We start from the raw sequence: 11,632 nt of genomic DNA on the forward strand, positions 1-11,632 counted from the left end.
GTGCCCGCCGTGGTCGCTCCCTGGGTGCGTACCCGGCTTCGGGCCGCGCCCGGTGCCGCGCTCGCGCTGGCGCTGCTGGTCGTGGTGACCGCATGTCTGGCGGGGGCCTTTCCGCGTGCGGTCGACCGGTACGAGGACGCGGGTCTGGTGCACGCCCTCCACCAGGCCCGCCCCGAGCGCACCACCCTGCGGGTGAGCCCGCCGATGCCCCTGTACGACATGTCCGGCGACGATCCGGGCGCGCTGCTCCGTCCCGGCGTGCTGAAACGGCAGTACGAGAAGCTGCTGGGCGCGGTCGGCGGTTCGCTGTCCGTCGACCGCGGCCAGTCCGCGTACGGCATCGCGACCCAGACCGGCACGGCCGTGCCCGATCCGTTCATCCCGCGTCCGAGCGGCCTGCTCGCCCATGTCCAGCTGGTCGCGCAGAGCGGCCTGGCCGGGCACGCTGACGTCCGCCAGGGCCGGCTGCCGCGCGCCTCGGGCCCGGTGGACGCGGCTTCGCCCGAGGTGGAGGCCGCCGTCACCGCCGCGACCGCCAAGAGCCTGCACATCAAGGTGGGTTCGGTCGTCCACGTGCCCGGCGTCGGCCGCGGCCCGCTCGCCGTCCGGGTCACCGGCATCCTCATCCCGCGCGACCCCGCCGGCGCCTACTGGTCGACCGTCCCGCTGCTGCGCACGCCCAGCCTGGTCCCGACGCCCCCGCCCGGCCCGCCGCAGACCTACTGGCTCGGCGCACTCCTGCTGCCCCTGGAGGCGGCCCCCGCCCTGCCGGGCATACGCGGAGAGCCCTCCCGCTACTGGTACTTCGCCCCGGACCTCGGCGGTCTGCGCGCCCATGACCTGGACCGCCTGAGGTCCGCCGTCGCCTCCCTGGAGTCCGGCCCCGGCCTGCGGCACGCCCGCACCGTCACGGGCCAGGACACCGGCGTCAGCACCGCCCTGGACGACGACCTCGCCGCGTTCTCCCGGCTGCGCTCGCGCATCGCCCCGCTGGTCGCGGTGGCCGCCGCAGGCACCGCCACGGTCGCCGTCGTCGTGCTGCTCATGGCGGGCGGCCTGGCCGCCGACCGCCGTCGCACCGAACTCGCCCTGCTCCGCGCCCGGGGCGCCTCCCTGCCCGGCCTCACCGGCCGGCTGCTGGCCGAGACCGCCGTGGTCGCCGTGCCCGCGGGAGCGGCCGGCCTGGCCGCCGCGCTCCTCCTGTTCCCCGGCGCCCGTACCGGTCCCGCCGTGGCCGCCGCCCTGGCCGTCACGCTCACCGCCTGCGCCGCCCTCCCGCTGCGCGCCGCGCTCGCCCACCGCGCGGTACGGGTGACGGCCGCGCGGGAGGACGTGACGGCCGTACGACCCTCCCGGCGCCGCACGGTGGTCGAGCTGACCCTGCTGGCCCTGGCGGCCGGGGCGGTGGCGACCCTGCGCCGCAGCGGCACGTCGGCCGGTCAACTGGTGTCCCTGGCCCCGGTGCTGACCGGCGTCATCGCGGCCCTGCTGCTGCTCCGCCTCCACCCTCTGCTGCTGCGCCGCCTCGCCCGCCCGGCCGGCCGGCTGCGCGGGGCGGTGGGCCATCTGTCCCTGGCCCGCGCGGGCCGCGCCCAGGCCTTTGCGGTACTGCCCCTGCTGGCGCTGCTGACCGCGCTGACCACGGCGGCCTTCGGCGGCTCGGTCCTGGCCGGTGTGGCCGAGGCCCGGGACCGCGCGGCCCTGCTCACCGTCGGGGCCGACGCCCGCATGGACGCGACCGCCGCGCTACCGGCGGACCTGGCCGCACGGGTACGCGCGCTGCCCGGAGTGCACCGGGTGGCGGCGGCGAGCATCACGTACGAGGCGAAGCCGCTGGACGGGGAGGACACGGTACCGCTGGTAGGGGTGGACCCGGCCGCGTACGGCCGGTTGACGGCCGGCACCGGCCTCGGGACCTTCCCGGCGGGCGAGTTGAAGAACGCGAAGACGCTCCCCGCCCTCGCCTCCCCCTCCATCGCCCACGCCTACGGCACCCGGCGGCCCTTCCTGGTACGGCTGGGGGACGGCAGCGCGGTCACCGTCCGGATCACCACCGTCCTCGACCGCACCCCGGCCGTGCCCGGCGCCGACTTCCTGATCGTGAACCGCGCCGGGCTCCCGGACGCGGCCGTCCGCCCCACGACACTGCTGCTGACCGGCGCCCACGTGGACGCGGACGCGCTGCGCCGCGCGGCCCCCGCCTCGGTCACGGTGCAGACCCTGGCCGAGGTGCGGTCCCGGTACGCCGACTCGCCCCTGCAGACCGGCGCCGGGCACGTCTACACGGCGGCGGTGGCCGCGGGCGCCGGCTTCGCCGTCCTCGCCCTGCTGCTCGCGCTGCTGCGGGCGGCGCCCGAACGCGCCGCGCTCCTCGCCCGGCTGCGCACGATGGGCCTCACCCGCGCCCAGGGCCGCCGCCTCCTCGTCCTGGAGTCCCTCCCCCAGGCCCTCCTCGCCGCGGCCGGCGGCACCCTGACCGGCTGGACCGCCATCCGCCTCCTCTCCCCCGGCATCGACCTCACCACCATCGCCCTGACCTCCGCCCAGCCCGGCGTGAACTCGGCCGCCCTGCACCCGGACACCTGGTCACTGACGGCACCGGCGATCACGGTGGTGGTGCTGACGGTGGGGGTTGCGGGGGCCCAGGCGTGGTGGACGGGGAGACGGGGGTCGGTGCGGGAGCTGCGGGCGGGGGAGAGCCGATGAGCGTTCAGGGCAACCATCCAGGAGACCCCATGACAGCCGATCCCACCCTCACCGACCTCACCAACCAGGTCACGGAGACCCGCAACAAGCCCGCCTACGGCCACGACGCCCTCATCACCTGCGACCGCCTCGTCCGCATCTTCTCCGCGGACGGCGTGGAGGTGCAGGCCCTCCAGGGCCTCGACCTCCTCGTCCGCGAGGGCGAGCTGATGGCCCTGGTCGGCGCCTCGGGCAGCGGCAAGTCCACCCTCATGAACATCCTGGCCGGCCTCGACACCCCCACCGCGGGCGCCGCCCGCGTCGCCGGCCGCGACCTGCTCACGATGACCGCGAAGGACCGCCTCGTCTACCGTCGCGAGGTCGTCGGCTTCGTCTGGCAGCAGACCTCCCGCAACCTGCTCCCCTACCTCACCGCGGCCCAGAACGTCGCCCTCCCGCTCCAGCTGTCCGGCACCCGCACCCGCCGCCGCGCCCGCACCGAACGTGCCCTGGAACTCCTGGAGTTGCTCCAGGTGGCCGACTGCCGCGACCGCCACCCGCACGAGATGTCCGGCGGCCAGCAGCAGCGCGTCGCGATAGCGGTGGCCCTCGCGAACGCCCCCGCGGTCCTCCTCGCCGACGAACCCACCGGCGAACTCGACTCCCGGACCGGCGCGCAGATCTTCGACGCGTTCCGCACCGCGAACAAGACGCTCGGCACCACCATCGTGATCGTCACCCACGACCAGGCGGTGGCCGGCGAGGTCCGCCGCACGGTCGCCATCCGCGACGGCCGCACCTCCACCGAGGTGCTGCGCCGCAGCGAGGTGGACGCCACGACCGGCCACGAGACCATCATCGCCCGCGAGTACGCCATGCTCGACCGCGCCGGCCGCCTCCAGCTGCCCGCCGAGTACACGAAGGCCCTGAACATGCGCGACCGGGTCGCCCTGGAACTGGAGCCGGACCACATCGGCGTGTGGCCGGACGACAGCGAGGAGAAGTAGCGCAGAAGCAGAGGAGAAGCAGGAGGCCGGGTCAGCGCACGCTGACGCCGAGGGTGCCGAGCCCGGCGCGCCGCACCGCGACGGATCCGTACGGCGTGCGCAGCCTCAGCCACGCCCCCGAGGAGAACAGCCCGGTCTCGGCCGCGCCGGTCCCCGGCCGCAGAAAGCCGAGCGACTGCGCCGCGTGCACGGCCCGCACCGGCAGCCGGGTCTCCCCTATCTCCCGGGACCAGATGTCCCGTCCGATCCGGTCCAGCTCCGTACGCGTACGCCGCTCCGGCGCCAACTCCTCGGTACGGGACCGGAACTCGGCGACGGCCGCGGACACGGCCTTACGCAGCGCGTCCGGTGCGGGCAGCCCCGGCTCGGGCTGCCAGCCGCCGCGCGGCGGCAGCACACCGGCCCACGGCGGCCCGGTGACCGCGGCCGGGACGGCGGCCGTGGCGGCCCGCTCGTCCACGGACTCCAGGAGTTCACCGGCGGAGACGGTCACGTCGAGCGTGACATCGAGCCCGTTCTCGTACGGCTTCGCCAGGCGCACCGCGCGGACCGCCAGCACCTCGAAGGACGGCGGCCGTCCGAACACGGCGAGTGCGGTCCCGGACGCCTGCAGGCGCACCGCGGCTCCACGGTCGTAGTGGAGCAGCCGGGAGAGGAAGGCGGCGAGGTCCGCCGCCTCCGACTCGTCGGCCAGGTGCAGCACCGTCATGCCGCGACGGCCTCCTCGTCGGCCGCGTCCGTGTACTCCTCGAGGAACTCGCGCTCCTCCTGGGTGATCCGGCGCGGCCGCTGGGCCTCGAAGTCGAACGGCACGACCACCGTCGAGGCCCGTACGTAGACCACGTCCCCGTCCTTCACCTCGTAGGTGATGGTGAAGGACGCGGCCTTGATCTCGGTGACCCACAGCTCGATGTCCACCGGGTGGTGCCGGTGGACGAGCTGCCGCTTGTAGTCGATCTCGTGGCGCGCCACCACGGACCCCTGCTTGAACTCCTTGTCCGGGCGGAACAGGAAGTTGATCCGGGCTTCCTCCAGGTAGCGGATGAAGACCGCGTTGTTGACATGGCCGTACGCGTCCATGTCGGACCAGCGCAGGGGGCAGCGGTAGATGTGACGCAAGATCGATCAGCCCCGGGTCAGCTTCTTGTAGGTGGCGCGGTGCGGGCGCGCGGCGTCCGGCCCGAGCCGCTCGACCTTGTTCTTCTCGTACGACTCGAAGTTGCCCTCGAACCAGAACCACTTCGACTCACCCTCGTAGGCGAGGATGTGCGTGGCAACGCGGTCGAGGAACCACCGGTCGTGGGAGACGACCACGGCGCAGCCGGGGAACTCCAGCAGCGCGTTCTCCAGGCTGCTGAGGGTCTCGACGTCGAGGTCGTTGGTGGGCTCGTCGAGGAGCAGCAGGTTGCCGCCCTGCTTCAGGGTCAGCGCCAGGTTGAGGCGGTTGCGCTCACCACCGGAGAGGACACCGGACGGCTTCTGCTGGTCCGGCCCCTTGAACCCGAAGGCGGACACGTACGCGCGGGACGGCATCTCGACCTGTCCGACGTTGATGTAGTCGAGCCCGTCGGACACGACCTCCCACAGCGTCTTCTTGGGGTCGAGGTTCTCGCGGCTCTGGTCGACGTAGGAGATCTTGACGGTCTCGCCGACCTTGATGTCGCCGGAGTCCGGGGTCTCCAGGCCCTGGATCATCTTGAACAGCGTGGTCTTGCCGGCGCCGTTCGGGCCGATGACGCCGACGATGCCGTTGCGCGGGAGGGTGAAGCTCAGCCCGTCGACGAGGACCTTCTCACCGAAGGCCTTGTTCAGCTTGTCGACCTCGACGACGACGTTGCCCAGGCGCGGGCCCGGCGGGATCTGGATCTCCTCGAAGTCCAGCTTCCGCATCTTGTCGGCCTCGGCGGCCATCTCCTCGTACCGGGCGAGACGGGCCTTGGACTTGGCCTGACGCCCCTTGGCGTTCGACCGCACCCACTCCAGCTCTTCCTTGAGCCGCTTCTGCCGCTTGGCGTCCTTCTGGCCCTCGACCTTCAGACGGGTGGCCTTGGTCTCCAGGTACTTGGAGTAGTTGCCCTCATAGCCGTGCAGGCGGCCGCGGTCGACCTCGCAGATCCAGCCGGCGACGTTGTCGAGGAAGTACCGGTCGTGGGTGACGGCCACGACGGTGCCCGGGTACTTGGCGAGGTGCTGCTCCAGCCAGTTCACGGACTCGGCGTCGAGGTGGTTGGTGGGCTCGTCGAGGAGCAGCAGGTCGGGCTGCTCCAGCAGCAGCTTGCAGAGCGCGACGCGGCGCTTCTCACCACCGGAGAGGTTGGTGACGGGCCAGTCGCCGGGCGGGCAGCCCAGCGCGTCCATGGCCTGCTCCAGCTGAGCGTCGAGGTCCCATGCATTCGCATGGTCGAGCTCCTCCTGCAGCTTGCCCATCTCGTCGAGCAGCGCGTCGGAGTAGTCGGTCGCCATCAGCTCGGCGATCTCGTTGAACCGGTCGAGCTTGCCCTTGATCTCGGCGACGCCGTCCTGGACGTTCTCCAGCACGGTCTTCGCCTCGTCGAGCGGCGGCTCCTGCAGCAGGATGCCCACGGTGTAGCCCGGCGACAGGAACGCGTCACCGTTCGACGGCTGCTCGAGACCAGCCATGATCTTCAGCACGGTCGACTTACCGGCACCGTTCGGGCCGACGACACCGATCTTCGCTCCCGGCAGGAAGCTCAGGGTGACGTCGTCGAGGATCACCTTGTCGCCGTGCGCTTTGCGCGCCTTGCGCATGGTGTAAATGAACTCAGCCAAGAGAAACCGTCCGGCAGCTTGAATCTGGCAGTGGGCAGATACACCCCATCTTGCCTGACCGCTAGCCCTGGATGGAAACCAGTACGGGCGGGCGGCGCTGACCTGGGGTTTCGGTGGTGGCGACGGTGGCCCGTCTGTCACTGTCGGTTGCCGTCGGGTGGCCTCGGGCACCGTCGCACGGCCCAGGGACGGCCCAGCTGTCACCGCCCGGGGGCTGCGGGCAATGCCGCCGTGCGCTCCTCTGCTTCTGTGCGTTGACGCCCCCCGGTGGGCAACGGCGAAGACCGCACGGGTTGCTCAACTCGTCCGTACGGCCCCATGTACGGGAGTCGTACGGGCACGAGGCGATCACGGCACTTACCGCCGCGGCGATCATCAGAGCCGCGGCGGTCCCGTATGTCCATGCCAGGGCATCGATCGCTGCCTTCATCCGGAGCACGCCAACGCACTTCGGTGTGGTGCACTGCAGGAGGTCTGCATGTCGGGAATCACGGTACGGGGGGCATCGGAGCAGGGGAGTACGGAGCGAAGTCGCGGGGGCACGGGTGCGTGGTGGGCGCTGGTGCGGACCTGGGTGGCGGGACTTGCGGTCCTGGCCGGCCTGGCCGTCCCGCTCGCCGTGGCCACGCCCGCCGCCGCGCAGACGGGCACCTTCACCTACGTCACCAACTTCGGCTCGGACAGCGTGTCGGTGATCGACACCGGCACCAACACCGTCACCGCCACGGTCCCCGTCGGCGACGGCCCCTTCGACGTGGCGGTCACCCCGGACGGCACCCGCGCCTACGTCGCCAACAACTTCTCGGACAACGTGTCCGTCATCGACACCACCACCAACACCGTCATCGCCACCGTCCCCGTCGGCGACAGCCCGCGCGGTGTGGCGATCACCCCCGACGGCACCCGCGCCTACGTCGCCGACCTCGGCTCCGACGACGTGTCGGTGATCGACACCGGCACCAACACCGTCATCGGGAGTCCCATCCCCGTCGGCAACGGTCCCCGCAGCGTGGCGATCACCCCCGACGGCACCCGCGCCTACGTCGCCAACACCATCTCGGGCGACGTGTCCGTGATCGACACCACCAACAACACCGTCACCACCACAGTCCCCGTCGGCGTCAACCCCGTCGGCGTGGCGATCACCCCCGACGGCACCCGCGCCTACGTCGCCAACACCGGCTCGGGCAGCGTGTCCGTCATCGACACCACCAGCAACACCGTCACCACCAACATCCTCGTCGGCCTTGCCCCCATCGGCGTGGCGATCACCCCGGACGGCGCCCGTGCCTACGTCACCGACAACCTTCAGGCCAATGTGCGGGTGATCGATACCGCCACCAACACCGTCATCGGGAACCCCATCCCCGTAGGACCCAGCCCGAACGAGGTGGCGATCACCCCGGACGGCGCCCGTGCCTACGTCGCCAGCGCCGCTTCGGACAGCGTGTTCGTGATCGACACCGTCACCAACACCGTCATCGGGAGCCCCGTCCCCGTCGGTGACGTCCCCGTGGGCGTGGCGATCGGGACCCTCACCGCGGAGCGCACCCCGACCACCCTGACCCTCAAGGTGAAGAAGGAGTGGACGTGGAAGGACTCCCTGGGTGCCGGCGGCAAGGACGGCGTCACCCTCAAAGCCAAGCTGACCGCAGAAGGCCGGCCACTGGCAGGCAAGGAGATCGAGTTCACCACCGACTCCACCGCGCTGTGCACCGACACGACCGACAGCAGAGGCACGGCCACCTGCAAGGTGCCCGGCAAGCAGCCCAAAGAGACCTGCTACACCGCCACCTTCGCCGGTGACGACACCTACGAGCCCTCCACCGCCACCGTCTGCAAGAGCAAGGACGGCAAGGACGACCCCTCGTCGGAACTGCCCGACCCGAGCGACGTCCATGACGACGTCCACGACCTCGTGCAAGACGCCATGACCTCGGCAGGCCTGCCCGGCTGAGACAACCGGACCGGTCCAGGACGCGCTTGACGCCGAAGGCCCCCCTCCCGCCCCGTAGGCCGGTGCGGGGGCGCGGTCTCTACTGTGTTGCGAAGGACCTTGGCCGGCTGTACGTCCGCCGACAGGTGAAGAAGTTTCGCGGCACGCTCGTCTTCGCCCGGCCAGAGCGCGGCCTCGTCTTCACGAGCGGCATCGGCGCACACACACCTCGCTGAACGGCCGAGGGGCCGTCACACCCGCGGATCCGGGTGTGACGGCCCCTCGGACCGGTTGGTCCGGCGTGGCCGTGCTGGGGACTCAGCCCTTGGCGTGCTCGCTGTCCAGCGTCACACCGGCGTCTCGCTGCGTCGGGATCACCGGGAGCGCGCGCACCGCCATGCTCGCCCGGTGCTCGTCGGCCTCCGCGCACAGCGCCCGGGCCGCCTCGTTGAAGCGGACGACGGACGGCGGGTCGGAGGGGCCCAGCAGGTGCAGCTTCAGCTCGGTGCGGGCCTCGGCGTAGGCGTCCTTCTCGGGGTGGCGCACGGACTCCAGCAGGGCCGGTATGCCGGCCGCGTCCGGAGTGAGGACGGCGCCTGCCCGGACCGTCGGGAAGGCCGTGCGGAAGTCCTGCTCGGGAAGGCCGCTGGTGTTGGCGACGGCGTAGGGCTTCTCGCTCTCCAGGTAGTCGGAGATGACGCTGGAGACATCGCTGACCAGCACGTCGGCCACGTTGAAGCAGGCGTAGACGTTCGGCCGTGCCCCGGTGACGATCTGGTGCTCCCACGCGGGGAACGAGGCCCAGAACGCGGTCTCCCAGGCGGCGGTCGCGGCGGTCACGGCCGCGGCCCGGCCGGGCTCCGGGACCGACTGGAGCAGCATCCGCTCCGCGTCGTCCGCGCTCGCCCGGAACGAGGACGTGGTCAGCCGGTCGAGTTCGGCACTCCGGTCGGCCAGCTCAGCCGCCGCGGAGGGCGCCGGTCGCTCGTTGGCGTGCTCCGCGGCACGGGCGGCGTTCGCGGTGCGGATCATCTCCTGGATCCGGGCGTTCGCGGCTCCCGCCTGGGGAACGACCGAACCCGTCAGCGGGTGCGGCTTGTACAGGAGCCGGACCCCCGGATCGGCCAGGAGCGCGCGGACGATGTTCTCGCCGGCCTCGATGATCGAGGTGTTGCCCGGGTTGCCGTCCCAGCCCTCCCACGTGGGGGCGTAGAGAACCGTGGTGTACGGGCCGGTGGGCGCACCGGCGTAGGGCGCGATCGCGTCCAGCTGCGGGCGTCCGATCTCCACGACGTCCCGGTCGTCGACACCGACGTTCGCCAGGGCGTACCGCTCGCGCGCCGCGGGACCGGCCACCCACACCTCGTCGTACGCCTTCGCGTACGGGTTGCAGCTGGACAGCTTGTCGCTCTCGCCGTGGTTGACGAAGGCGTGCTTGATGGTGGGGATCCGCAGCACCTGCGAGGTCTTGCCCGAGTTCGACGGGTGGATCAGCATCTTCAGCGTGGACTGCTCCAGCCGCATCAGGTCGGCGACCTTGGGCAGGCACACGATCGGGATGTCGGTCGACGCGATCTTCCGCACCATGAAGCGCTCACGAAGCACGATCAGCGGACGGCCCTCCAGCCGGGCCAGCGGCTCCAGCCACATGTTCGCCTGGTAGGCGGAGCTGGTGCCGCCGGAGAAGTACATGCCCACCGTCGGCTGGTACTCCGCGAGCCAGGCCTCGAACCACTCCAGCGCCTGCTCGCTCGTCACCGGCCTGCGGGCCGGCAGCAGCCGCACCAGCAGCATGCCGACGGCCACCGCCGCGCAGGCGGCGGACACGGCGATGCCCGCGGCGGCGGACCGGCCCGAGACGCCCGCCGCGGTGGCCAGCAGGCCGGCCGTCGAGGGCACGCCGAACATCAGGAGCCGCTGCCCGGCGCGGTTCATCAGCAGCGCCGGAGGAGCGGGGCTCAGCCGCAGCGGCGAGGCGTCGATGTTCCGGGTCACCACGGGCAGGGTGCGGGACCGGCGGACGAGGATCGCGAGCGCCTGGCAGGCGAAGTGCAGCGAGTAGAAGACCAGCAGACCGCAGACGAGAACCAGGTACTTCGTCTCGTAGTCCTGGTCCTCGATACGGATCAGACCGGCCACCAGCAGAAGATCCCGCACGACCTGGCGCACGAACACCGTCGCATGCAGCTTCCCGAGGGCCGAGGCCATGCTCCGCTGCCAACGGTGCATGGCCATGTCAGCCAGCAGTCCGGCAACGACGGAGGCCACGAGCAGGGGAACACTCGGGAGGAAGGCGCCGACCGCCTGGCCGGCGTACGACAGAGCGAGCACCGTGGGCAGGAGGAGGCGTGCCGCTGCGGTACGCAACCGAGCGGGCAAGGGCGATGACACTTCGCGGGCTCCAGGCAACTCAACATCCCTGAGCACGGACTTGCCGACCGGCGCGATCAGATGATCGCGGACTGGAAGCCGATGCGCATGGATGTTCTCCTAATAGGTGGTCGGACTTTACCTGTGTGTCAGCTACTTTTGTCGCGCGGGTGGCCTGGAACACCCTCCCGCTTTGCGCGGACGGCCGGTCCTGCGTGGAAAAGCCGATCAAGCGGAGCGCTCTGACCTGGTATTTCTCAGGAGCGGAGGGCGGAGTCGAGGTCGCGGATGAACTCGCCCACTCGCCCGCCCCCGGGAGGCGCTGCGGGCAGCCGGCCGAGCACCTCGCTGACCGCCGCCGGTGCGTGCCGACGCGCCCATTCAAGGGTCCCCGCGGCGACGGGCCGACCCTCGGATGCCAGCCCCTCGGATGCCAGCTCCTCGGCTCGCGCCGCATGCGCCGCCGCACCGAGGATGTGCTTCACCTGATGAGCGTCCGCCAGTGGATGGAGGAACGCCGCACCGGCCGCATGGCAGGCCGCTCGGGCCGCGTCCACCGCGGCGGGCGAATCAGCCTCCTGAGCCGCCCTGAACGCCGCCCAGCCGCTCTGCCGCAGCGCCCCCGTGCGCCGGCCGCCCCCGGCGAAGGCGTCCGCCGCGTCGATGGCATCGCGAGGGCGGGTGTCGGCAGGAAGACTCACTTCGAAGATCGACAGCACCCTGCGCGCGCACTCGGCCGCGTAGCCCGTGATCTCACGAAGTTCGTGTTCGCTCAGCTCGATCTTGTCCGACTTGGTTGACACGGCTCAATCCTGCCGCAGGTTGCGGGCGGGCGCGGCAGGCC

The 11,632-nt window shown here is 71.7% G+C and carries 8 protein-coding genes; 3 read left to right on the forward strand and 5 right to left on the reverse strand.

Annotated features, from left to right (window positions below; translation table 11 throughout):
- Complete coding sequence (locus ACFYZZ_RS13515; RefSeq protein ID WP_389175754.1) at positions 1-2,706, forward strand: ABC transporter permease; 2,706 nt, start codon at positions 1-3, stop codon at positions 2,704-2,706.
- Positions 2,707-2,735: 29 nt separating this feature from the next.
- Complete coding sequence (locus ACFYZZ_RS13520) at positions 2,736-3,692, forward strand: ABC transporter ATP-binding protein (RefSeq protein WP_389174879.1); 957 nt, start codon at positions 2,736-2,738, stop codon at positions 3,690-3,692.
- Positions 3,693-3,723: 31 nt separating this feature from the next.
- Here the strand turns inward: ACFYZZ_RS13520 and ACFYZZ_RS13525 are convergent, their stop codons facing one another.
- From ACFYZZ_RS13525 to ettA, 3 genes are read right to left on the reverse strand one after another with little or no spacing between them, the layout of a single operon-like run.
- A complete protein-coding gene (locus ACFYZZ_RS13525) occupies positions 3,724-4,401 on the reverse strand; it encodes a hypothetical protein (RefSeq protein WP_389174882.1) in 678 nt (225 codons plus the stop codon).
- Positions 4,398-4,811, reverse strand: a complete 414-nt coding sequence (locus tag ACFYZZ_RS13530) for an acyl-CoA thioesterase (RefSeq protein WP_389174884.1) — start codon at positions 4,809-4,811, stop codon at positions 4,398-4,400. The genes ACFYZZ_RS13525 and ACFYZZ_RS13530 overlap by 4 nt, the downstream gene beginning before the upstream one ends.
- A 6-nt stretch (positions 4,812-4,817) precedes the next feature.
- The gene (gene ettA, locus ACFYZZ_RS13535; RefSeq protein WP_386581200.1) at positions 4,818-6,482 is read right to left on the reverse strand and encodes an energy-dependent translational throttle protein EttA; all 1,665 of its coding nucleotides are present in this window, start codon (positions 6,480-6,482) and stop codon (positions 4,818-4,820) included.
- 478 nt (positions 6,483-6,960) lie between these two features.
- Between ettA and ACFYZZ_RS13540 the strand changes: the two genes are divergently transcribed.
- The gene (locus ACFYZZ_RS13540; RefSeq protein WP_389174888.1) at positions 6,961-8,439 is read left to right on the forward strand and encodes a beta-propeller fold lactonase family protein; all 1,479 of its coding nucleotides are present in this window, start codon (positions 6,961-6,963) and stop codon (positions 8,437-8,439) included.
- A 297-nt stretch (positions 8,440-8,736) separates the two neighbouring features.
- On the opposite strand, the gene ACFYZZ_RS13545 is transcribed toward ACFYZZ_RS13540, so the two are convergent.
- Together ACFYZZ_RS13545 and ACFYZZ_RS13550 are read right to left on the reverse strand one after the other, a co-directional pair.
- Positions 8,737-10,797, reverse strand: coding sequence for a hypothetical protein (locus ACFYZZ_RS13545; RefSeq protein WP_389174891.1), 2,061 nt, complete (start codon positions 10,795-10,797; stop codon positions 8,737-8,739).
- A gap of 248 nt (positions 10,798-11,045) precedes the next feature.
- Positions 11,046-11,591 (reverse strand): putative immunity protein, encoded by a 546-nt coding sequence (locus ACFYZZ_RS13550; protein ID WP_389174893.1) that lies wholly within the window; start codon positions 11,589-11,591, stop codon positions 11,046-11,048.
- Positions 11,592-11,632: the final 41 nt, after the last annotated feature.

The organism is Streptomyces sp. NPDC001816 (assembly GCF_042892235.1).
In the GTDB taxonomy this organism is placed as follows: Bacteria; Actinomycetota; Actinomycetes; order Streptomycetales; family Streptomycetaceae; genus Streptomyces.

Coding starts and splice junctions, on each gene's coding strand:
- ACFYZZ_RS13520 (WP_389174879.1), top strand. CDS start 2,736: ATGACAGCCGATCCCACCCTCACCGACCTCACCAACCAGGTCACGGAG.
- ACFYZZ_RS13525 (WP_389174882.1), bottom strand. CDS start 4,401: ATGACGGTGCTGCACCTGGCCGACGAGTCGGAGGCGGCGGACCTCGCC.
- ACFYZZ_RS13540 (WP_389174888.1), top strand. CDS start 6,961: ATGTCGGGAATCACGGTACGGGGGGCATCGGAGCAGGGGAGTACGGAG.